Raw genomic sequence first — 24,655 nt, forward strand, 5'->3', positions numbered from 1 at the left:
ATATTATCTATGAAAAGAATTTTTACCATTCTAGTTTTATTAATGTACATATCCGTTTCACAAGCACAAAGCAAAAAGGACCTTATCCTAGAAGTAGATGGCCTTAGATCCAAGCTAAGGGAGACCGAAACTGCTCTGGCAGAATCCAAACGCGAGGAAAGAATTGCATCGGCCAAAGTAGAGTCGTACGAAGCACAAGTGAACGAACTCAAGGAAACCAATGCCAATCTATTAAAAAATCTAAATAGTTTTACGGAAGCCTCCAATAAGAGATCCGATCACATAAATAGTACCTTGGAAAGTCTTGTCCAAAAGGAAGCGCAATTAAGGATCATCAATGATGCAATAAGCAGCCACGATTCCATAACACTAGCCGTTTTTACCCAATTTAAGCAGACATTGGGCAATGACCCCAAGATAACCGTTAGCAATGGTGCCGTAGCGGTGGTAATGGACAACAGTTATATTTTTGGAGAGAACTCCAAGAATTTCAAAGTACAGGAGAAGGCAGAGTCCATTATAGCTAAAATAGGTAATATTTTAAAAGCCAACCCTACAATGGATATTCAGATTGTAAGCAATAGCAACTTGGTGGAATCAAAGGATAATAAATTGAACAACTGGGAAATAGGAACGCAACAAGCTGCTGCTGTAGCCAGGCTCTTGGAAAACAAATATCAAATAGAGCCCAAGCGAATTATTGCTACGGGGAAATCGGAATTGGGACTATACAGTATTGAAACTGCTACTGAAATCATTGTACAACCAAGATTTTATGAATTCTTTAAATTGGTAAAGGAGAGCATGAAATAAGTCATTATAAATACAAACAAATTTAAAAGCGCTACTAGGCGCTTTTTTTTTGACCTCGCCGGAATGGCCGAAATATAGTTTTGACAGGTAAAAATTGAAACCCATCATAATTTTTAAGGGAATAAGCCGTTAATTAATCAACAAACCAAAAAACACCAATACAAAATGAGTGGAGAGGAAATTTTTCAACTATTTGCCTATTTGTTGCCCGCGGTAGTAACCGGAGTAGTAGCTTTTTATTTTTTTAGACTGCATACTAGAAACGAAGAAGGAAGACGACGGTATCTTCTGCACAAGGACACTCAAAAAAACACCCTGCCCATTAGGTTACAAGCCTATGAAAGAATGGCCCTGTTTCTGGAGCGAATTGCGATTCCCAGTTTGGTAGTTAGGGTTGGACCCAAAAACAGCAATAAAAACGATTATGAAAATTTGCTTATCAAAAGTATAGAAAATGAATTTGAGCATAATCTATCCCAGCAAATCTATATGACGGATGAATGTTGGAATATCATTAAAGCGGCAAAGAGTGCCACCATCCAAATGATCAGGAAGGCAGGTATGAGCGAATCCGATTCTGCAGACAAACTCCGTGAAGACATTCTTAATGAAACTATGGAAAAAAATTCTCCTTCGGCAACAGCATTGGCCTATGTGAAGAAGGAAATTGGGGAGTTGTGGTAATCAGGAATTACCCTCACCAAGACTGGAAAACTTTTCCTCGGCGTACTTATACCCTTGTTGCCACCATAGCGACATAAGTTTCTTATTAAAGACCAAGGAATTTTCTGTTAATTTAGTGGGGGTGTAATATAAATTTAGTTGCACTCCATTATGTTTTGCAGCTAGTACCCCTTCAGAAATGTCGTGGTATTCTATTTGGTCCAATACAAAACCATAAATGCTCAACATTAGTGAGAATGGGTTTTTTCCCAAAACCTTGTTGTGCTCCATATTCTCGGACTCCAAGATAATGGCATCAATCTCTGTGGCCCCCCGTCTTATGGCTTCCCTTATGGGAACCACACATCCCAATCCGCCATCGCCGTATTCAAAGCCATCTTTTTTAACCAAGGACATGAAAGGAATGTAGTTGCAGGAAATCCAAATCCAATCACAGAATTCATCATAGGAAAAATCCTTAATGGACTTATACTCGATCCTGCTTTTGGAAAGGTTGGAAACCGTCACGACCACATCTTTGTCACCATTTTTTATCTTCAGGAATTCCCCTTCACTAAAATTTCTTTTAATGGTCCTTCTTAAGGCCTTGCTCTCCCCAAAAGTACGTTTGCTCTTAAGAAATTGGAGAATGGTGGTTAAAAAATTTATGGAGACATATTCCCTATTATCCTTTTTTCTTACTACAAAGGGATTAAGGCTAAAAATGGAATGCTGGCTAACATTGGTATAAATATCGTATAACTTTCCAATCTGGTTTAAGGCCAATTGCGGAATTAGAAGACTACCTGTAGAGGTCCCAACCAAAATATCATATTCCCTTTTTTCTACTTCCATCAGGTATTGGGCCACTCCCCCTGCAAAAGCACCTTTACTCCCTCCCCCACTAATTACAAGTGCTTTCATACAATTCCAGTCTCAATTAGGTTGGTCTCAGCGTTTTTATGTTTGGCAAAATTAAATCCACTTTCCCACCACACTGTCATTTTTTCCTTTTCAAATATCAGCGAGTTGGTTGTGAGTACTGTGGGCGTATAATAGAAGTTGATAATTGCATCATTATGGTTGGCCACAAATTTGCCTATCCTAATGTTCTGTTGTTCTATCCTATCCAGCATAAAGGCAAACATACTGGTAAGCAAGGAAAAGACATTCTTGGAGGGCATTCTATTTAATTGGGTTACCTCTGTTTGCAAAATTATGGCGTCTACCACCTTGGCACCCCTTCTAATAGCTTCTTCAATAGGAACCATACTCCCCAATCCGCCATCGGCATATTCACATCCATTCTTTTTCGCCAAGGACATAAATGGGGTGTAATTACAGGAAACCCATATCCATTCACAAAATTCCTCATAAGTACAATCATTGATGGATTTATACTCTACCTGGTTCAGTGATAAATTGGAGACTGTTACCACGATATCCAATGGACCATGCTTTAAACTCTCAAATTCCTCAATAGAAATTGTATTCTTTATCAATTGAAGTAAATTGTGGCTTTCGCCAAATGTCTTGCTCCCCCTGAAAAAATTTTTCATCACATTAATATGATGGATTCCGATAGTCTCAATGCCATATTTCTTTTTTATCACAAAGGGACAATTGCTAAAAATATTCTGTTGGCTCACGGAAGTATAGACCTGCCTAATTTTTTCAATTTTTTTTAAGGCTAGATGGGAGATCAAGAGACTACCTGTAGATGTGCCCAAAAACAAATCGTAATTATGGTTCAATTCCTGCATCAGGTATTGGGCCACGCCACCGGCGAATGCACCCTTACTACCACCACCAGAAATAACCATTGCTCTCATTCCGAAATCAGTTTGTTGCTAATATAACGCAATTCTTCCTTATTAAATTTTACCTTCAACTTATCGAGCCTATCCCTATAATCCTTTTTTTCCAAAAGTTGATCCAATAATGTACGGGCATATTTTTTAAACTGCCAAGAATGATGCTGGGTTGCATCCACAAGGTCCAGCAAATTGTTGTCCGAAAAACCGATCAATTGTTCCAAAAATTGAAATGCCCCTTGCCGAACTTCGTTGGAGTACACAGGGGACGTATATCCACTTAATTCCATATAATACTCATTGGTGTCGTTGGGCTCATAATCCTTGGTAAGCAAGGCTAAGGTAAGCCATAATAAGCGAACGTTCCTATTGGAAAAGCCTACAATGTCTTTGGTCCTGTTCAAATAATTGGCCCTATCGTTAGGATAATTTATCCATAGCTTGTAAAGCATCGCCTCTTTGGTAATATAGCTTTCATCCTCCAAAAGGGATTCATATTCCGATTTTAGTTCCAGGGGCAACTGCCCTACTGAGACTGCCAGTGCTTGCCGAACCATCACACTTTCACTCCGCAATACCTTCCTTATAAATTCTTGGGATAGGGATTTATAATAGGTCTTGATTATTCTAGCCTTTAATGCATCGGAATCTGTATTTTCCCAATACCGAGTAATAATGGTTTGGTTGTCCGTACGACTAATAGTCATATCTTTTTGAATTTCAAGAAAAGTCTTTACATCCTCCGATTCACTAATAAGGATTTTTTTGGCCTCATTAAAAGGAAAACCCTTATCAACCAACCATCTTTTTCTGAATACGGCCAAGTCATTGTGGGTTTCCCCCTCTATTTCCTCGATAAGGTTATCTATTGTTACATTCTTAAACCCGTACTTTTTTAAATACCGTTGAATTCCTTGCCTAAACCTTTTTTCCCCTATTTGCTCCCTTAGAACATGCAAGGCCCATGCTCCTTTTTCATAAAATGTTAAACTGCCCGCTTTGGGATCAACTAGGGCCTCTCCCATATTTTTATTGGTTAGATCCTTTAATTGGATCGCGGTATCGTACAATTTCCAATAGTAATATTCTTCACCGAAGAGCTCTTTCTCGGCCAATAAGGCATAATAAGTTGCAAAACCTTCATGTAACCAGTGACTACTGCCATCCACTTCGGTAACCAAATTTCCGAACCACTGATGTGCCATTTCATGGGCATTTACATTTACATAGTTCCTGTCCTTAAATGCAGTGGAATCAATAATATAGCTATCCGAAAAAATGGTGGTTCCGGTATTTTCCATACCCGCGTATAAAAAATCCCTGACAGGAACCAGCTTATAATTCTGCCAAGGATATGGCACTCCTATCTCCTTTTCCAAAAAGTTAAATATGTCCGTAGTATGCCTATAGGTAGGTTCCACTTTTGCACTATCACCTGGATAGAAATATAGGTTTATGGGTATCCCGGAATTGGATTCAACTTCTTTCTTATGGTAATCCCCTATGGCAAAAGCCAATAAATAGCTGCTCATCGGATTTTCCATATTAAAACTCCATTTTTTCAATCCGTCAAGTTCTTTGGTTGCAATCAAGGTACCATTGGCTATTACTTCGTATTTCTTATCAAAGCTGATATCCAGATCATATTCCACCTTTTCGGTCATATCATCAAAACTGGGAAGCCAGTGACTGGTATATTTACCTTGGCCTTGCGTCCAAACCTGTTCGTTGCCCGGCAAGTGGTCCTTCCATCCCAAAAAATAGACCGTTTGCCTGGGATGTGCAGAATATATAATGCTTAGACTATAGGTTTTATTAGCTTTAAGACGTTTATGGATTACTATTTTTTTGCCATTATTGGTGGACTTAACTTTTTTATTATTGAGTTTGACCTCTATTATATTTAGATTTTGGGCATCAAGAAAAACAGTATCCGCTTTTTGTAGGACGTTCATTAGGTAGGTTACAGATCCCGATATGTTTTCGTTAATGGGGTCTACTTTTATATCTACTTTTCCTTGTATAAAATCTACTTTCTCCTGATGCTGGGCAGAGATAATAAGGGATATCAGAAAAAGAAGAGCAAAAAAGGAATATTTCATACTGTAAATATAGGTTCTTGTTACGGGTATTTTCAATTAAACTCCTTCAACCATCGATGTTTACAAAATAGGAAAAAATAGTTGTTGAACCCAAAAGTCGATTGCAGTCTTTTGTGTATGGTTTGGATATAAATAGTAACCAAAACCTCTTGGACAATACAATGGGGAGCATCCCCGTTGCCACAATTCTTTTTTTGATATGCCCTACTGCCTTTGGTATAGAAGGGCTATAGATGTTTCTAATTACCAATGCACTATTGGTCAGTAAGCTCGTTATGAACTTCAGATCTGGATGGGTATAGGATCTTGGCATGAATCGAAAATTTTGCCTAAAATATAAAAACTATGGATTCTTTTTTTAAAACAAATTGTTTACACTTCCCAAGAAATAAAAATATAACATCTGGCCGATATAGAACATCGTGTGGAAAAATGTATGGGTATCATTTACAGTAATTGGTATTTGTTTGGATGAAAAAACACGATTGGACCAAGGATGGATTACTTTTGCTATGGTGGGCCTATAATAATAAACCCTTACTTGCAGTTGTTCAACGGAACTGCTATTTTAGTCTGGTCAAAAATAGCATCAAAAAATCCGGTCGTCCCTACTTGTTTATTAACCATTGTTAGTAGGGCTTCCAATAATCAGGTTTATTCCAATGAATTCCAATGTACTACAAACGCCCATTGTCTATCTAAAAGGCGTTGGTCCCAACCGCGCTGAGACTTTACGATCGGAACTTGGAATACAAACTTATCAGGATTTAATCAATCTTTTTCCAAATCGCTATATTGATAAAACACAATACTATAAAATTGGCCAATTACAGCGAACCAGTTCGGATGTTCAAATTATTGGGAAGATAGTCAACATTAAAACGGTTGAACAGAAAAAAGGAAAACGATTGGTGGCCAAATTTATGGATGAAACGGGGGAAATGGAACTCGTTTGGTTCCGGGGCCAAAAATGGATCAGGGAAAACCTCAAGTTAAACATCCCATATGTTATATTCGGAAAGGTAAATTGGTTCAATGGCACCTTCTCCATGCCCCATCCGGAAATGGAATTGTTGGAAGACCATGAGAAGGGTTTGAAAGTCTATATGCAACCCGTTTATCCTTCCACCGAAAAACTGACCAACAAGGGGGTAACCAATAGGGTGACCAATAAGCTTATTCAACAATTATTTTTGGAGACCAAGGGACGGTTTAAGGAAACCCTATCCCCTGGCCTAATCAATGAATTAAGCCTTATTTCCAAAGGGGAGGCACTTTTTAATATTCACTTTCCAAAGAGTCAGGAATTATTGGCCAAGGCACAATTTCGTTTGAAGTTTGAGGAATTATTTTATATACAATTACAACTAATTTCTAAAAACTTATTGCATAAACAGAAAATAAAAGGATTTAATTTTGACAAGGTCGGAACCCTATTCAAAACTTTTTATGAGCGTCATTTGCCATTTGAACTTACCAATGCGCAGAAGAGGGTAATTAAGGAGATTAGGGCAGATTTGGGCAGTAACGCCCAAATGAATAGATTACTTCAGGGAGATGTAGGGTCGGGCAAAACTATTGTGGCCCTTATGACTATGTTACTCGCCATAGATAACGGCTACCAAGCCTGTTTAATGGCCCCTACGGAAATTTTGGCCAACCAGCACTTTATGGGCATAAAGGACCTTTTAGGAGATATTGGCGTGAATATTGCCCTTCTAACCGGGTCGGTTAAAAAATCGGCACGTAGGGTAATTCATGAACAATTGGAAAATGGGGAGCTCCATATTCTAATCGGCACCCATGCCTTGTTGGAGGATAAGGTTGCCTATAAAAATTTAGGTCTGGCAATTGTGGATGAGCAGCATAGATTTGGTGTTGCCCAACGCGCCAAGCTATGGCACAAGAACGATATTCCTCCCCATATTTTGGTAATGACAGCCACTCCTATTCCCAGGACCCTGGCAATGAGTTTATATGGCGATTTGGATATTTCTACCATAGACGAACTACCTCCTGGCCGTAAACCTATAAAAACGGTACATAGGTACGATTCCAACCGCTTAAAAGTATTTCAATTTATAAGGGATGAAATTAAAAAGGGGCGTCAAGTATATGTGGTCTATCCCTTAATTCAGGAATCCGAGGCCTTGGACTATAAAGATCTTATGGATGGTTACGAGAGTATTGCAAGGGATTTTCCAATGCCCGATTTTCAAATTTCCATTGTACATGGCAAAATGAAACCGGCTGACAAGGATTATGAAATGGAACGATTTGTAAAGGGGGAAACACAGATTATGGTCGCCACAACGGTCATAGAGGTAGGTGTTAATGTTCCCAACGCTTCGGTAATGATCATTGAAAGCGCGGAGCGCTTCGGTTTGTCGCAACTACACCAATTACGGGGACGGGTTGGTCGAGGAGCCGACCAAAGTTTTTGTATTTTAATGACAGGACACAAACTATCTTCCGATTCAAAAACTAGATTAGAGACCATGGTCAGTACCAATGACGGATTTCAAATTGCCGAAGTGGATTTAAAGCTACGTGGCCCCGGGGATTTAATGGGAACACAACAAAGTGGTGTGCTAAACCTTAAGATAGCCGATATTATCAAGGACAACGATATTTTAAAAACGGCAAGATACCATGCATTAAAAGTATTAAAGGAAGATATTACCTTACAAAAGTTTCCCATTATACTTCATGCCTATACGGAATTGGTGAAGTATAAAAATATTTGGAATTATATTAGTTGAGATTGTAAAGGAATTGGTCAGTTGGTTTTGTTGCGCTTTTTTGGAGGTTTGCACTCCTTACAGAAATCTGATAATAGTACAAGTTCATTTTTTACAACTTCATGTTCTTTTTCCAATGTTTCTGCCTTGTTGCCAAAATCCGTTTCTAGATAGACCCTTGAACTGATCTTATTTCGTTCCGCAATCATTTTATCAAAATATGGCTGAAAAAAACTAGCATCGGAAAAGGTTTTTTTATTTTCGAATAGTTCCTTTCTTATCTTTCTGGCATATAGTTCCGAAAGATCAAAATCGAACTGCACAAGAGCTATCAACCTTTCCGCCGCCAAACTATCCGGAGCCATTATCACGGCTGCATCCCTCTGAAATGTACAACTCACTTTGGAATTGAAGTTCCTGGTAAACATAAATTCAACATTGGACATTTGAAACGAAAAATCAAGCATAACCCCTGACTGAACAAAAACCTTGTCTATTTCTGCGCTAATTTTGGTTTTTGAACCCTTGAAATCTTCAATTTCAAATTTGTGATAAGGAGCCCAATCAATCTTGTTTTCCTGGGAAAACAGACCATTAACAAGAATAAAAAGAAGTAGTGATAATCTAAATGCCATATTACTGATTACAATTGTCCGCAGACCAAATACTATAAGGACCGATACTGTTTAATAAGGAGGTAAATATAGTAAATCTCCTATTTTTATTAGGTGTTTCCATATAAATGAAATTTTGTACCACAAAAAAACCCTGTCATTTCTGACAGGGTTGTATTTCTGGGTGGAAGACCGGGTTCGAACCGGCGACCTCTGGAACCACAATCCAGCGCTCTAACCAGCTGAGCTACAACCACCATTTGTAAGCGGTGGCAAAGATAAATCTTTAGTTCTATCACACAAAATAATTTTCAGCTTATTTTAGGCCATCTCGTAAAAAGCTCATACAGCGAATTATATGATATTTTAACTGTACAATTATCGACCAAATACTAATAATATTGGACGAAACACACAAAAAACCGCACTTTCACAACATAAATTAGCCTATTTTTTAGAGTAAAGATATTTTTATCAACAGATAAATTAGGATAAATGTCTTTAAGAGTATTACATATTAGGTCCCGGGAAATGAAATTAAAATTAACCGTGTTCTGGATTGTACTTTTCATTACCGGGGTGAGTTCTGCCCAAGAAACCTCGATTGGAGAATTGAGGCAAAAAATAAACACTTTACGAAGTCAGAAGAAACAGGTCAATAAAGACACCCTTTATATTGGATTATTATTGGACCTTGGTGAAAAGCTTAGATTTTTGAACCCCGATAGTCTTTTGTTGCTCTCAAGTGAAGCGCAAAAATTAAGTAGCAACATGGATTATAAAAAAGGTGTTGGAGAGGCTTTGTACCACATAGGGACTTATTATTCGGATATAGGTGAGCACAGCATTGCCATAGATAACTATGAAATGGCATTGGCGAATGCCAAAAAAGAGGACAATGAAGATTTATCTTTGCGAATCGGCAATGAATTGGCCAATGAAAATGTCTATAGTGGCAATTATTCAACGGCCTTGCTAGGTTATTTGGAGAATATTAAATTGGCACAGTCCAGTGGCAACAAAAAAATGGAATCCATCCTCTATGAAAATGTAGCTGATCTATACGGGGCACAAAGGGATTATGACCAGGCCCTTTATTTTTATAACAAGGTTGAAAAAATAAACACAAAAATAGGGAACGATATAAGCTCTGCCCAGACCATGAGCAATGTAGCTTCCATATATGCCGAAACCGGGGACTTCCAAAACGCCCTGTTTAAAATAAACCGGAGTATCAAAATTTTTGAAGAGGGTAAGGAATGGGATTGGTTGGCCTATGCCTATGAAGTGAAGGGTAAAGTATACTTGAAACAAAAGCAATATACCAGAGCCTTATATTGGTACGACAAAGGAGCGGAATTACATGACAATCTTCAGGACGATCGTGGGATTATAGATTTGTACAACGGAATGGCGGAAGCCAATTTTGGGCTTAAAAAAGACAGTATTTCACATAATTACGCCATGATGGCCTATGAAATATCCTCTACTATTAAATCTATGGAGGGTATTAAAAAATGTTCCAATACCCTATACAAATTGTATAAAAATCAGGGCAATTTCGCAGCGGCCCTAAAATATCATGAAATTTTCAGGCAAATGTCGGATACCTTATCCAGGGATGAGAACAAAATGAGTATGACGATGTTGAAAACCGAAATCAGTCATAAGAATCAGCAAGAGGCATTGGTGCTGCAAAATGAAAAAGCCTTGGCAAAGCAGCGCCTCTATATTTATATAGCGATATTATTTGTTATAGTTTTGGCCGCCATAGCATTTTTGGTAGTTAGGGGACAAAAATTCCTAAAAAAGCTGAACAAGGAACTCGAAATCCAAAAACAGGATCTAGAACTGAGAGAGGCCGAATTATGGGAGATCAATAACACCAAAAATAAACTCTTTTCCATTATTGCACATGATCTTCGTGGCCCTATTGGCGCTTTGGAGGGACTATTGAAGTTACTGAACAGCGGTGATATTAAAGAGTCTGAATTCAAGGAGTTTATTCCCAAACTAAAAAACGATGTCAATAGTATTTCCTTTACCTTGAACAACCTTCTTTCCTGGGGGCAATCCCAAATGCGGGAAGCTACCACCGACCCTGCCAATGTGGATTTAAAGGCCCTGGTAGAGAACAATATTAATTTACTAAGCGAATTGGCGTTTACCAAAATGATTACAATGGATAATTTGATAGTCAATAAGACCATAATCTGGTCCGATGAAAATCAAATGGATATTGTGATCAGGAACCTTTTGAGCAATGCCCTAAAATTTACTCCCAACAATGGCCATATTACCATTGGATATATTGATAGGCCAGATCATTTGGAAGTATTTGTAAAGGATAATGGGATTGGTATGGACGAGTATGTACAGGAACAAATCCTTGCAAAAAACACCAATATTACCACCTATGGGACCAATAATGAAAAGGGAACCGGACTAGGCCTTTCCCTTTGCAGTGAAATGGTTATTAAAAATGGTGGTTCCTTATGGGTCAAGAGTGAAATAAATGAAGGGTCTACCTTCTATTTTACCGTACCCAAGGGCAATAAACAATTCCAAAAATCGGCCTAAATTAGGCTGGAGAGGTTTTTAACGGCAACAAACCTTTCAGTGGTAAAACCTTCCCCATAGGATATGCCCACCATTCTACCCAGATCCCTTGACCTATAAACAACACTATCTATAAAGTTTTTGCTACTGATTGGCGTTTCCGGCTCCTTACTTTTGGGATCGTAAAATTGGGAACTATAGGCCATTATGGCATTCACCTTTACGTCTATAAAATCCGATACATCCACCACAAAATCCGGTTCAAGGTTTTTCCATTGAATATAATGGTGCACCAAACTGGGTCTCCACGCTTCCTGCCACTTTTCTTCCCCATCTATTTTAGTGTCTATCTTAATAAGTCCACTTAGAAAGCAGGCATCGCTTACCAGTTTGCTACCTTTTGCATGATCTATATGCCTGTCGTCTATAGCATTGCACAAAACGGTTTCAGGCCTATATTTACGGATCATTTTTATTACTTCCAATTGATGCTGCCTGTCGTTAGTGAAGAAACCATCGGCAAATCCCAGATTTTCACGGACAGCAATTCCTAAAATTGCAGCTGCTGCTGCAGCTTCCTTATCCCGGATTTCGGCAGAGCCACGGGTACCTAATTCCCCACGGGTCAAATCTACTATACCTACTTTTTTGCCACTGGCCACTTCTTTTGCTATAGTTGCCCCTGCCCCCAATTCGGCATCATCTGGATGCGCACCAAATACTAATATGTCTAATTTCATTTAATCTTTGTCTACTTTGTTCTTGAAAGCTTTCAAATTACCCCTCCTAAAATTCCACTTTTATTAAAAATATGTAATCTCCAAATTTTAGGACAAAAGAGAATCTAGATAGCCACTTCCTTTTCCTTTCTTACCTTTTCCAAAGCTTGTTCAATATCTGCAATTAAATCCTCTGTCTCCTCTATTCCCACGGAAAAGCGTATTAAGCCATCGGCAATTCCTTGTCGTTTTCTTTCTTCGGCACTCAATAGGGAATGAGAGGTTAAGGTAGGGGAAAGAACGGTACTTTCCACTCCTGCCAAACTCATAGCCGGTTTTATCAATTTTAAGGATTTTTGAAAGTAGGAAGCATCTAAGTCGGCATTTAACTCAAATGATAGCATACCTCCGAAGCCCTTCATCTGTTTTTCCGCAACGTCGTGGTTCGGATGTGAAGGCAGGCCAGGATAATATACTGCAGATATATCTTTATGTGCATAAAGGTATTCGGCCATGTGTTGGGCATTTGCATTTTGTGCCCTAACCCTAATTCCCATGGTCTTAATACTCCTTTCCAATAACCAAACGGTGTAATCGCTAAGACTACCTCCAAAATTTTTGGCCAAGCCTAATATCCTTTTTATATATGCTTCCGTTGAAGCTACTGCACCTGCACAAATATCCGAATGTCCGCCCATATACTTGGTGGCACTATGGATTACCACATCAATTCCAAAATCAATTGGATTTTGATTCACAGGACTGGCAAAAGTATTGTCGATCATGGAGACAAGGCCATGTTTTTTTGAAATACTTGCAATAGCTTCCAAATCGGTAATGTTCAATAATGGATTGGATGGGGTTTCAATGTAGATGGCTTTGGTGTTTTTTTGAATTTTTGCTTCAAAATCATCTGCACTAAAACCATCTGTAAAAGAATACGATATCCCAAACTTTTCGAATTCTTCCACCACTAAATTATAAGTGCCGCCATAAATTATCTTTTGTATAACAACATGGTCCCCAGCCCTTAAAAACGCAAGTAAAGAAGTGCTGATGGCGGCCATACCGCTACCAAATATCAATGCTGCCTCGGCATGTTCCAAGGCCGCTATCTTCTTGGCCAGGGCCACTTGGTTGGGGGTATTGAAATATCTCGGGTATCGCTTAACATCAATATCTTCAAAGGCATAGGCTGTTCCCATGTACAATGGGGAAACGGCCCCTTTAAATTCCTTGTCCTCCAGTTGCCCAAAATGGGTACAGATAGTATTAAGGCCCTTTATTTGGTTTTTCATTTTAAGAATTTAAATTGATTAAGAATAGTGGGGCATAAAGTTACAAAAATAGCCTATACCTTAATTTTTTTCCATTTCCCCTTTTTAAAAAGTAAGTAGCTTATAAGGGTAAGGAGAACCTCGGCAATCGAAATGGCCAAAAACACCCCAACCGCTCCATAATTAAAGGTGATGGCCAAAACATATGCAAAAGGAAGCTGAAATGCCCAAAATATTAAAAAGTTAATCTTGGTAGGTGTCCCTGTATCCCCAGCTCCATTAAATGCCTGTGTCAGCACCATGCCATAGGCGTAAAATACATATCCTGCCGCGATGATCTGTAAGCATAAGGTACCATATTCCACCACTTCCGGAGTGGTATTAAAGAACAAAATTATTTTTTCAGCAAAGCATAAATATATCAAGGAAATCGTAAACATAAAGATGGCATTGTACTTCCCGGTTTTCCATACGGATTCTTCTGCCCTATCCGGTTGATCGGCACCTAAATTCTGTCCCACCAGGGTAGCCGCAGCATTGCTCATTCCCCAAGAAGGCATTAAAGTAAACATCATTACCCTAATGGCAATGGTATACCCGGCAAGGACCTCACTTCCAAATTCGGACATAATTCTCATTAAAAAGATCCAACTGGACGTTCCAATCAAGAATTGTGCAATACCGCCAGCAGAAACTTTGAGGATGTTTGCCATCACTTTTAAACGGATTACGATATCGGAAATACAAATTTTAATCTTGCTCCATCCATAGAACAGAATTATCAGTTGAAACAGGACAGCGGTACCCCTACCAATGTTGGTAGCAATTGCAGCACCCATAACTCCATATTCAGGAATTGGTCCCCATCCAAAAATAAATATTGGGTCAAGGATTATATTAAGACCATTGGACAACACCAGTATCCACATTGCAACCGAGGCATCCCCAGCTCCCCTGAAAATGGCATTTATAAGAAACAGAAGTAAAATGGTAATATTACCTCCGAGCATCAACTGGGTATATCCTTGGCCTTCTTGGATAAGTTGGGGACTTCCCCCCATTAAACCTAGGATTTCCTTAGAGTACAGAGCCCCGAATATTCCGGTGACAATGGCCACAGTTATCCCCAAAAGGATTGCCTGTACTGCCGATTCCCTGGCTTCTTTTAATTTTTTTTCACCAACCCTTCTGGCCACAATGGCCGTGGCTGCCATGCTGAGGCCGATAGCCACGGCATAAATCAATGTAATCACCGACTCCGTAAGCCCTATTGTAGCTACGGCATTGACACTGACCCTGGAAACATAGGCAATATCCACCAGGGCAAAAATAGATTCCATCAACATTTCCAGTACCATAGGAATGGAAAGCATAAAAATGGCTTTTCTGATGCTCCCTGTAGTAAAATCGAAGTCCTTGCCCGATAAGGCTAAAATAAAATATTTGTATAAATTACTTGCAGTAAGTTTTTTTGTACCTGCCATATGTTTGGAATTATGTTAAAAGAAGAAAATGGACATCATGAATAATTGGAAGTTCACTAAATGAACCCTCAACATTCTTGCTTTGACATCTATAAAAAACATAATTCCTTTACTTCATAGTAAAGCAAAATTGCATTAAAATTAGAACATTACAAAATTACTTGGTATAGAATCTTTTATTTTTCCAATAACTTACGGCACCCAATAACAATACCCCAAATATGGTGTAATAAATAAAAGTGGGGGTTATAACCTGTGCCCCACTGGCATAACTATGTAGCCCTACCAAATAGAAATTTACTCCAAAATAAGTCATCATAATACTGCCAAAGGCCACTACACTTAGAAAATTGAACATCCATTTACCACGAAGACCGGGAATCAATCTTGTATGGATTACAAAGGCATAGATCATTATTGAAATCAGGGCCCAAGTTTCTTTGGGATCCCACCCCCAATATCGACCCCAACTTTCATTGGCCCATTGTCCGCCCAAGAAATTACCAATGGTCAACATAACCAAACCTACCGTTAGTGACAGTTCATTTATAATGGTAAGTTCCTTGATGTTCAGGTCCATTTTCTCCTTGTTCTTGTCGTTTGTCATGATGATCAACAACAAGCTCACCACCCCTAGGATCATACCCACGGTGAGGGGACCATAACTACCAACAATAACCGCCACGTGGATCATTAACCAATAACTGTCCAATACGGGCACGAGATTGGCTATTGAGGGGTCTACCCAACTCTGGTGGGCGATCCACAACAACATAGAAGTTACAAAAGTGGCCGCAGCTACCGTCATATCACTCTTTTTACTGAAGAGTAGTCCCATACCCAAAGTTGCCCAGGAAACGTATAGGATACTCTCATAGGCATCGCTCCAAGGTGCGTGTCCGGAGATGTACCAACGCATACCCAATCCTAGGGTATGCAAAACAAAAAACACATAAATCAGGATTTTGATTCCGGCAATGCTATACCGGAGCGCCTTTCTGTCCTTGATAATCTGGAATACCAGTAAAATAAACATTAACAGACCAACCAGGGCATAATACCTATATAGCTTATTGTAAATATCGGCCTTGTTGTAAAATACCTCCGCATTAATTTTGTTTTCCGAAGGCAATACTTCGCTACCGTGGTTTTCTTGGTTCTTTTTAAAGGCGGCCAACAATTTATCGGCCTCGGAATAGTCGCCCGTTTTTACTGCTTTCTCCAGGCTCATCAGGTAGAAGGGTACGGCATTTTTTATGAAATTGGCATAGAGGGAATCCGATACCTGATATTGACCTCCCCTATATTCCACAGCCGAGATCCATTTGTTATTGTCGTCATTCAACAATGGAAATATCTTGACGATTTCCCCTCCCAATGCTCTGTTTAAAAGTACCAAACGTTCGTCCAAACTCTTGAAATCCTTTTGGAATTGGTTGGGAGTGTTGGTTGCGTAAGCTTCCTTAAGATAAGTACTTAATTTGTACTGTCCTTTTTCATCAAAGAAATCCGTAGCCTTTGCGAACTCTTTACCATGCTCCAATCCAATGATCTTGCGAATACTGTCATTTTGCCCCTTTTTGTCCAAAGCAATAAATTCCGCATAGTACCAAACCCTTGGATTCAGCATCATGGATAGAAAAACCTGGTCGGAATTAAAGTCGGTATATTTGTCCGTTAGGCTTAGTTTTCTCAACAGTTCGGAAGAAAATGTATTTATGGGTTTCATACGCCCTCCGGCATCCTGAATTACCAACTTACCAAACGATGCAGCATGTTCCTTGGATGGGATCATAGCGTGCAACAAGGAATCTACCTGGGCTGCGGTAGGTGTATTTTCATGTGCATGTGAATCTGCCTCCACACTTTCCTGCGCCATCAAATTAAGACAGCTGCCAAGAATAAAAAGCACTGCCAACTTGGATCTTTTATTTTTCAATTTTTCCAAGGAATCGCCCAGACTTTTAAACCTGGTCTTGCCATAGAACATGATCCCCATAAGCCCTGCATACAATAGGAAATATCCGATATAAGTTATCCAAGTACCCCAAAAATCGTGATTTACCGATAGTACGGTACCCTTTTCATCTGGATGGAAACTGGCTTGAAAAAAACGATACCCTTTGTGGTCCAAAATATGGTTCATATATATATCATAATCAAAAGGACGCTCGTCCTCTATGGTAACCTTGCTCATAAATGAAGCATAGCTATTCTCTGTTCCCGGATGTTTTTCGGCAATAAAGTCGTTTAATTTAATTCCAAAAGGCAGGGTATACACCTTGGACCCGTATGAAAGGTTAAAATCCAAGCCTCCAACTTCAAATTCGCCTGAAAAATTGGACACGCCCTTTGCTCCCAGTAGTTTTTTGCGTACCGTTTCCCCATTACTGCTGATATCCACGATCAGGGCATCAAGATCATTTTCTGTTTTTTCGTTCTCAGGAATGGAAATTATATCATAAGCTCCCTTGATAATTGGCTCGGGAATAACGAATTGCATGCCTGCAGTAGTATATAAAGACCTTAACTGCAGTGTTTGAAGGCTATCCTTTAATAATTCTCCCTGTAATTGATCGGCCATTCTCATAAACTGTCCTTCGAAGGGCGATTTTATTTGATAATTACCGTTAGATTCAATAATGTTGATGGCTCCGTCCGTCATTTTGTTCAAGGAAAACAAAACGTTGTGTATACTGCTTACCTCACCACTTTCCAAATAATGTTCATGACGTTGACCGTCGCCCGCTTCCACAATTTTCAGGTATTCCTTCCCATTGGGATCTTCTACCAATCCCTCTTTTGCCCCATCCATAAAGCCCACATAGGATATGGTAAAGGGCTGTCCGTTGAAATCGGAATTCCATGGCAAATTGGATTTGATAGCTTCAGAGGTAACCAAGATATCGTCCTCCAAAATCTTCCGTTTGGGCTCGTTGTCTATTTCGCCATCCACATAAACCGTGAGATAAGTTTTGTCCGAATAAAAAACATTTTCCGTGTTTCCTTCCCTGATGGGCATCATCCCTTCAAAACTTATGTAGCGGGTAACAAAGGCTCCAAGAATAATTAAGATCCAAGAGAGATGTAATAAAAGTACGGCCCATTTTTCCTTCCTTAAAAGATTATAACGGGCAATATTCCCCACAAAATTGATGACAAACAATACCATAATGGCCTCGAACCAAGTAGTGTTGTATATCCAAATTCTAGCGGTTTCCGTACTGTACCAGCTTTCTATAAATGTTCCAAAGGCCATGGCTGTAGCAAAAACAATAAATAAAACCGCCATTAAACGGGTGGAAAAGAACGTTTTTTTAAGGAATTCGATCATTTTGGCAAGAAGGTTTGTTTTAAACATGCAAAAATACATTTTTATAAGAGTTTAATTATTAAATCTTTTGTTAATTGAGTATTTACTTTTTTTAAAACATGTTCAAATATTTGATAGATAAAAACAGATAAGCAGTCCCTTACTACTGTGGTTTTATAAAAGGGCCCATGCTTTTCAATGTATATCTAGGTTCCCTTATGTTTCGGGGTACAAATCTTCCAAGAGCTAAATCAATATGCCTTTGGATACACTTGTAGGGGTTTAGGTTACATAATATTTATATAAATGCGAAGTAGAGACTTGTCATAGATAGGGAAGAATTGATGCCTAATAAGGATGATTTAATTTGGCTGCCACGTATTTCATAGGAACGTACCTTCTATAACACCTGGTGGACCCACCCCTAAGAACTTGTGTGAATACCAACATTCAAAAAACTTAATGACCATAACCCTATAAGTTTGATTTAATATTTACTTTTGAATATGATATCTATTGTTTTATTGGGTACTGGTAATGTTGCAAAGCATTTGTTCCATGCCTTTTTGGGGGTCGATGAAATAAATGTGCTACAGGTAATTGGTCGGAACGAAGATCACCTCCACTCTTTTAAGGATAAGGTGGAAACGGGTACGGATTTCACCAAAATTGCCGATGCCGATATGTATATAATCGCCGTAAGTGATGATGCCATAGCTTTGGTGGCTCCTTTCCTTAAGGATAAAAAAGGTTTGGTGGCCCATACCTCTGGAAGTATAGGGTTAAAATCCCTCGGAAATATAGATAATAGAGGGGTTTTTTATCCACTGCAAACATTTAGTAAGGGCAAGGCAATCGATTTTAAAAAGGTGCCGATCTGTATTGAGGCAGAACACAATGCCAACATGGAACTTTTGAAAAAATTGGCTGGACTCATCTCTATGGAAGTGCACGAGATTACTAGTGACCAAAGGAAATCACTTCATTTGGCAGCCGTTTTTGTGAATAATTTCACCAATTATCTTTTTACTATAGGCCAAGATATTTGTAAGGAACATGATTTGCCATTTTCCATGTTAAACCCTTTGATCAAGGAAACTGTGAATAAATTGGACTATCTCCCTCCCTGCGATTCCCAAACCGGACCGGCCAAAAGAAACGATGTTAAGACGATGGAAACCCATTTAAATCTGCTTAAAAATAAAAATTATCAGGATATTTACAGCTTGTTAAGCAAATTGATAGGAGAAAGATATGGACAAAAGTTATAAGGAACTGCTTCAGGATATAACCACTTTTGTATTTGATGTGGATGGCGTTTTTACAGATGGCAAAATCATTATCACCACTAGCGGCGAAATGTTAAGGACTATGAACGTTCAAGATGGCTATGCCGTAAAGGTAGCCATTCAACAAGGGTATAATATCTGTATCATTTCCGGAGGCACCAACGAAGGTGTTAGATTGCGATTAAAGGGATTGGGAGTTACCGATATCCACATGGGTGCCCATCATAAAATAGACCCTTTTGACGAATATCTGGATATTTACAATATAAATCCACAACATGTTCTCTATATGGGCGATGACATTCCTGATATTCCCCCAATGAGGTTGGCGGGTATTCCTTGTTGTCCACAAAATGCTGTACCTGAGGTAAAGGCTATGTCCAAATACATTTCCCATAAACACGGAGGCGATGGCTGTGTAAGGGATGTTATAGAACAAGTACTGAAGGTAAGGGGGCATTGGGCCGAAAATTTCAGTGCCAAGAACGATTAACATTATGCCCAACAACAAACTAAAGGAATATCGGATTATACTTGCCTCGGCATCCCCTAGACGACAGCAGTTTTTTAGAGAAATGGAAATCGAATTTAAAGTACATCCGATACATGTAGACGAAATATATCCCGAGCATTTAAAGGGGGCGGAAATTTCGGATTATCTGGCAAAATTAAAGGCTGCTGGATATGAAAAAAAGCTGGATACCAGGGATATCCTCATAACGTCGGATACGGTAGTTTGGCATAACAATATATCGTTGGCAAAGCCTGCCGATCACGACGAAGCCTTTTCCATGCTAAGGACTCTTTCCAACGATTGGCACGAAGTAATTACCTCTGTCTGCCTTACCACCAAGGATCAACAACAGCTGGTGAATCAATGCACGAAGGTAAAATTCAAAAAATTGGACTACGCGGAAATAGAATACTATATCCAACACTATAACCCGTTTGACAAAGCCGGTGGCTATGGTATTCAGGATTGGATAGGGCTCATTGGAATTGAAGAAATACAGGGTTCCTATACCAATGTGGTTGGCTTGCCCACCCAATTGGTTTACAAAACGTTAATGGCCATGGCTGGTTAGTTTATTTTGAATAATTTTAGGAAAATTTTAATGCTATGCAACGTCTGCTTACTTTCATTTTTGTGCACATCTTAATTATATTTGTACTTTTAAGTGCTTGCAAGGAAAAACCAAGAGAAGCAGAGAACGTTTCCCTTGTAGGAGGTGATATAAAAATGTCCGTTGCCAAACCGGTTAAACCCGTCTTATCCGAGGAATTCAAGAATTACTGGTATGCAGGAAAGGCAGAGATAACTTCCTATAAATTGGATCAGGCCCGTTATGGTGAATTAAGGGAAGGTAATGCGGTTTTAATATATGTTACCGAACCATTTTTAGCGGACAAACAGGTGAAGGCCGATCAATCAAATCCCAATAACGTTTCTGTGTTGAAACTCAATAGCACAAAAAAGTTCCTAACCGGTATTTACCCCTATTCCATAATGAACAGTAGTTTTTATCCCGTATCGGATAAACAACATGCCATAAAGCTTTCCGCATCCGTGCAGGAATGGTGTGGCCAGGTATATACGCAGTTGAACAATAGGGATAAATTTGAAGTAAATTCCTTTTCCTATTTTGAAAGCGAAGGGGATCAAACCATCATTTTGGACAAAACGCATTTAGAAAACGAAATATGGAATAAAATAAGGATCAATCCCAACAACCTTCCTGTTGGCAACATCCATATGGTACCTTCCATGGAATATTTACGTCTGGCACACAAACAACTGAAAGCCTATGGCGCCAAAGCAGAATTGAATCTGGATGCTGATCCAAATACTTATAAAATCACCTACCCAGAATTGGATAGAACCTTGGCGATCAGCTTTTCCAAATCCTTCCCATATACCATTGAATATTGGTCCGAAAGTTATACCAGTGGGTTTGGATCCAAGGCAAAAATACTCACTACCAAGGCAACGAAAATAAAAACATTAAAAAGGGCTTATTGGCAGGAAAACAAAAATAGTGATGTATTTTTGCGCGATAGTTTAGGATTATAATTCTATGGAAACATTTTTTTTGGAGTACAAAAATGAACTTTTAGGCACGGCCATATGTTTATTGGTGCTATTGATTTTAAAATATTTAGGTACCAAGGCAATACAAAAAGTCGGCAAAATAAGTGATATAAATGAGGTTCGTACGCGCTTGATCGTTAAATATTCCACTGTTGGCCTCACTACTTTTGGAATAGTTGCCTTGATTTTGATCTGGGGGGTAGAAATGAAGGATATCGGCTTGGTGTTTTCCTCTGTTTTTGCTGTTATAGGTGTGGCCCTGTTTGCACAATGGTCCATATTGAGCAATGTTACGGCCGGGGTTATACTGTTTTTTTCCTTTCCATTTAAGATAGGTGATAAAATTAAAATAATGGATAAGGAAATTGAATTGCCCAACGAGGTATATCTTATAGAGGATATAAGGGCCTTTCATATACATCTTAGAAGAAGTAATGGAGAACTATTTACCTACCCTAACAACATGATGCTCCAGAAAGCCATAGCCTTGGCACAAACCTATGAAAACTCATTGGAAAGCAGTGAAGTTTTATAAGGTGTTAAAGTAGTTGTAAAAATTACGGCTTCGGATTTTATATTTTTATATTTGGAAACCAACTAAAACATATACGTATGCGCCTTCCTTGGGTATTCTTTATTGGGATACTATTCTCATTTCAACTTGCTGATGCTCAAGCACCTAAAAAGAATACTTCTTCGGATATTTTTCATGCCATTCAAAAATTGAATTTTTTGGGTTCGGCCCTTTATATCGCGGCTCATCCGGATGATGAAAACACACGGTTGATTTCCTATCTTTCCAATGAAACAAAAGCTAAAACGGCCTACTTATCCCTAACCCGCGGTGATGGAGGACAAAATTTAATCGGTCCCGAACTTAGAGAGCTGTTGGGGGTTTTGCGTACACAGGAACTATTGGCTGCCAGGCGTATAGACGGCGGGGAACAATTTTTTACGCGGGCTAATGATTTCGGGTACTCCAAGCACCCAAAGGAAACTCTTAAAATCTGGAACAAAGAGGCTGTGCTAAGTGATGTTATTTGGGTTATACGCAATTTTAAGCCAGATGTTATTATCAATAGATTTGACCACAGATCGCCAGGTTCTACACACGGCCATCATACTTCTTCGGCCATGCTGAGCTATGAGGCCTTCGATTTGGCCAACAACCCCAATATATATCCTGAACAATTAAAGAAGACGGATATTTGGCAGCCAAAAAGGCTTTTTTTTAATACCTCTTGGTGGTTTTATGGCAGTGAGGACAAGTTCCAAAAAGCGGACAAATCCAAGATGATCGATCTGGAGGTTGGGGTCTATTATCCTTTGAAGGGCTTATCCAACAATGAAATAGCATCTCTTGCAAGTAGTCAGCATTTGTGCCAAGGTTTTGGAAGGTTGGCAACGCGCGGTAGTGAAAAGGAATATATAGAACTTTTAAAAGGCGATCTCCCAAAGAATAGATCGGATATTTTCGACGGGATTAATACCACTTGGTCACGTGTTGAAGGAGGGGCAGCCGTTGGGAAGATTTTATATGAAATAGAAAATAACTTCGATTTTGCCCAACCGTCAAGACACCTGCCAAAGCTCATAGAAGGTTATAGGGCTATCTTAAAAATAAAGGACGAGCACTGGAAAGAAATCAAGAAAAAAGAATTGGAAGAAATCATACAAGCAGTCAGTGGACTCTATTTGGAGGCTACTTCCGCAGAATCCAATACCTACCCTGGAAGTAATATCGTTATAAATATTGAGGCTCTGAATAGAAGCAATGCCAAGATTAATCTTATAGCCGTTTCCACCAGCACCGATAATCGCATAATTAAAAAAATCGCCCTAAAAGAAAACCAGAAGGAGTTATTCCAAATGAATCTAAATGTTCCCGAAAATATAGGATACACTAGCCCATATTGGCTAAATGCCAAAGGCAGCACGGGAATGTATACGGTAGAGGATCAAAATCTAATAGGGAAACCGGAAACACCCAAAGCCTTTAAAGTAAATTTTGAACTGGATTTCAATGGGTTTACCATAAATATTGAAAAACCAATTGTATACAGATATTCCAAACCGGAAAAAGGTGAACTTTATCAACCCTTTGAGATATTGCCAGAGGCAACAGCTAGCTTTAAGGATAAGGTAATCATTTTTTCCAATTCCGAACCCAAGGAAATTCCTGTTACTATAAAAGCACTTAAAGACAATGTAAAGGGCGAATTGCAACTGTGTTTTGGAAAAGGTTGGAAAGTTGATCAGGAAATAAAACCTTTTGAAATAGCAAAAAAAGGCGACCAGCGAATATTGAAATTTGTCTTGACCCCACCTATGGTAGAAGATGAGAATTATATTTCCCCCATTATTAAAGTGGATGGCAAGGAAATATCCAAAGAATTGATAGAAATATCCTATGACCACATTCCCAAACAATCGGTGTTGATGCCTAGCGAAACCAAAGTGGTGCGTTTGGACATCGACAAGAATGGAGAAAATATTGGGTATATAGAGGGGGCTGGCGATGAAATACCTGAAAGTCTAACACAAATAGGATATAAGGTCCAAAAAATAGACCCTTCAGACATACAAGCCGGTTCCTTGACCAAGTTTGATGCCATTGTTGTAGGTATAAGGGCATACAACGTGGTGGATGAATTAAAATTTAAACAACGCTATTTATTGGATTATGTTAAGGATGGCGGCAACCTTATTGTTCAGTACAACACAGCTGGTAGAAATGGGTTGGACATGGAAAACCTTGCCCCCTACCCCCTGACCATTTCCCGGGATAGGGTTACGGATGAATCATCCAGTGTTGGCATACTGGCCAAAACACATCCCCTAGTTAATTATCCCAATAAAATAACCCAAGACGATTTTAATGGCTGGGTACAGGAACGTGGACTTTATTTCCCGAATCAATGGTCCAATGAATTTACGCCAATTCTAGCCATGAACGATGAAGGGGAATCGGCCTTATCAGGTAGTTTATTAGTTGCACCTTACGGCAAGGGGAACTATATTTATACGGGATTAAGTTTTTTTAGGGAGTTGCCGGCAGGTGTAACAGGAGCTTATAGACTGTTTGCCAACATGCTTTCCCTGAAACAAGAGACTCAAAAATAAGCTGTAGCTAATAAGAATCATTATGTTCGAAAAATTTGATTGGAAAAAAGAATAT

Annotated in this window: 19 protein-coding genes and 1 tRNA gene; 10 read left to right on the top strand and 10 right to left on the bottom strand. The window is 39.1% G+C overall.

What is annotated here, in order from left to right:
* Positions 1-9 precede the first annotated feature (9 nt).
* Entirely contained in the window at positions 10-813 is an 804-nt protein-coding gene (locus C7972_RS15610) for an OmpA family protein (RefSeq protein WP_110357113.1), read from the top strand.
* 165 nt (positions 814-978) lie between these two features.
* Complete coding sequence (locus tag C7972_RS15615) at positions 979-1,497, top strand: hypothetical protein (RefSeq protein WP_110357114.1); 519 nt, start codon at positions 979-981, stop codon at positions 1,495-1,497.
* Here the strand turns inward: C7972_RS15615 and C7972_RS15620 are convergent, their stop codons facing one another.
* The 4 genes from C7972_RS15620 to C7972_RS15635 are packed head-to-tail and all read right to left on the bottom strand — an operon-like array spanning position 1,498 to position 5,705.
* A complete protein-coding gene (locus tag C7972_RS15620; RefSeq protein WP_110357115.1) occupies positions 1,498-2,400 on the bottom strand; it encodes a patatin family protein in 903 nt (300 codons plus the stop codon).
* On the bottom strand, positions 2,397-3,308 hold the full coding sequence (locus C7972_RS15625; protein WP_110357116.1) for a patatin family protein: 912 nt from the start codon (positions 3,306-3,308) through the stop codon (positions 2,397-2,399). The genes C7972_RS15620 and C7972_RS15625 overlap by 4 nt, the downstream gene beginning before the upstream one ends.
* Positions 3,305-5,392: a M1 family metallopeptidase gene (locus C7972_RS15630; RefSeq protein WP_110357117.1), complete on the bottom strand. Its 2,088-nt coding sequence runs from the start codon at positions 5,390-5,392 to the stop codon at positions 3,305-3,307. Before C7972_RS15630 ends, C7972_RS15625 begins: the two co-directional genes overlap by 4 nt.
* Before the next feature lie 46 nt (positions 5,393-5,438).
* Positions 5,439-5,705, bottom strand: coding sequence for a hypothetical protein (locus tag C7972_RS15635; protein WP_110357118.1), 267 nt, complete (start codon positions 5,703-5,705; stop codon positions 5,439-5,441).
* Positions 5,706-6,054: 349 nt separating this feature from the next.
* On the opposite strand from C7972_RS15635, the gene recG reads away from it, so the two are divergent.
* Positions 6,055-8,154: an ATP-dependent DNA helicase RecG gene (recG, locus tag C7972_RS15640; RefSeq protein ID WP_110357119.1), complete on the top strand. Its 2,100-nt coding sequence runs from the start codon at positions 6,055-6,057 to the stop codon at positions 8,152-8,154.
* A 17-nt stretch (positions 8,155-8,171) separates the two neighbouring features.
* Here recG and C7972_RS15645 read toward each other — a convergent pair whose 3' ends face one another.
* Both C7972_RS15645 and C7972_RS15650 read right to left on the bottom strand, forming a co-directional pair.
* Positions 8,172-8,768, bottom strand: coding sequence for a hypothetical protein (locus tag C7972_RS15645; protein ID WP_110357120.1), 597 nt, complete (start codon positions 8,766-8,768; stop codon positions 8,172-8,174).
* A gap of 161 nt (positions 8,769-8,929) precedes the next feature.
* Positions 8,930-9,005: transfer RNA gene (locus C7972_RS15650), tRNA-His, on the bottom strand.
* A 237-nt stretch (positions 9,006-9,242) separates the two neighbouring features.
* On the opposite strand from C7972_RS15650, the gene C7972_RS15655 reads away from it, so the two are divergent.
* Positions 9,243-11,327 carry a tetratricopeptide repeat-containing sensor histidine kinase gene (locus tag C7972_RS15655; protein WP_110357121.1) on the top strand — a complete coding sequence of 695 codons (2,085 nt, stop codon included), beginning with the start codon at positions 9,243-9,245 and terminating at the stop codon, positions 11,325-11,327.
* Here the strand turns inward: C7972_RS15655 and bshB1 are convergent.
* From bshB1 to ccsA, 4 genes are all read right to left on the bottom strand, one after another.
* Complete coding sequence (bshB1, locus tag C7972_RS15660) at positions 11,324-12,046, bottom strand: bacillithiol biosynthesis deacetylase BshB1 (protein ID WP_110357122.1); 723 nt, start codon at positions 12,044-12,046, stop codon at positions 11,324-11,326. The two genes, C7972_RS15655 and bshB1, sit on opposite strands and share 4 nt — an antisense overlap.
* Before the next feature lie 104 nt (positions 12,047-12,150).
* Positions 12,151-13,323, bottom strand: a complete 1,173-nt coding sequence (locus tag C7972_RS15665; RefSeq protein ID WP_110357123.1) for a PLP-dependent aspartate aminotransferase family protein — start codon at positions 13,321-13,323, stop codon at positions 12,151-12,153.
* A gap of 53 nt (positions 13,324-13,376) precedes the next feature.
* Complete coding sequence (locus C7972_RS15670) at positions 13,377-14,786, bottom strand: MATE family efflux transporter (RefSeq protein WP_110357124.1); 1,410 nt, start codon at positions 14,784-14,786, stop codon at positions 13,377-13,379.
* A 157-nt stretch (positions 14,787-14,943) separates the two neighbouring features.
* Positions 14,944-18,120: a cytochrome c biogenesis protein CcsA gene (ccsA, locus tag C7972_RS15675; RefSeq protein ID WP_110357243.1), complete on the bottom strand. Its 3,177-nt coding sequence runs from the start codon at positions 18,118-18,120 to the stop codon at positions 14,944-14,946.
* 485 nt (positions 18,121-18,605) lie between these two features.
* On the opposite strand from ccsA, the gene C7972_RS15680 reads away from it, so the two are divergent.
* The 6 genes from C7972_RS15680 to C7972_RS15705 all read left to right on the top strand — a co-directional run bounded on the left by C7972_RS15680 (position 18,606) and on the right by C7972_RS15705 (position 24,600).
* Positions 18,606-19,370, top strand: coding sequence for a Rossmann-like and DUF2520 domain-containing protein (locus C7972_RS15680; RefSeq protein WP_110357125.1), 765 nt, complete (start codon positions 18,606-18,608; stop codon positions 19,368-19,370).
* A complete protein-coding gene (locus C7972_RS15685; RefSeq protein WP_110357126.1) occupies positions 19,354-19,881 on the top strand; it encodes an HAD family hydrolase in 528 nt (175 codons plus the stop codon). Before C7972_RS15680 ends, C7972_RS15685 begins: the two co-directional genes overlap by 17 nt.
* A 4-nt stretch (positions 19,882-19,885) precedes the next feature.
* Positions 19,886-20,473, top strand: a complete 588-nt coding sequence (locus C7972_RS15690) for a Maf family nucleotide pyrophosphatase (protein WP_110357127.1) — start codon at positions 19,886-19,888, stop codon at positions 20,471-20,473.
* A gap of 35 nt (positions 20,474-20,508) precedes the next feature.
* Positions 20,509-21,459, top strand: coding sequence for a septum formation inhibitor Maf (locus tag C7972_RS15695; RefSeq protein WP_110357128.1), 951 nt, complete (start codon positions 20,509-20,511; stop codon positions 21,457-21,459).
* 4 nt (positions 21,460-21,463) lie between these two features.
* Positions 21,464-22,012: a mechanosensitive ion channel domain-containing protein gene (locus C7972_RS15700; protein WP_110357129.1), complete on the top strand. Its 549-nt coding sequence runs from the start codon at positions 21,464-21,466 to the stop codon at positions 22,010-22,012.
* A 77-nt stretch (positions 22,013-22,089) separates the two neighbouring features.
* Positions 22,090-24,600 carry a PIG-L family deacetylase gene (locus C7972_RS15705; RefSeq protein ID WP_110357130.1) on the top strand — a complete coding sequence of 837 codons (2,511 nt, stop codon included), beginning with the start codon at positions 22,090-22,092 and terminating at the stop codon, positions 24,598-24,600.
* The last annotated feature ends 55 nt before the right edge of the window (positions 24,601-24,655 follow it).

Source organism: Arenibacter sp. ARW7G5Y1 (genome assembly GCF_003201775.1).
Lineage (GTDB): Bacteria > Bacteroidota > Bacteroidia > Flavobacteriales > Flavobacteriaceae > Arenibacter.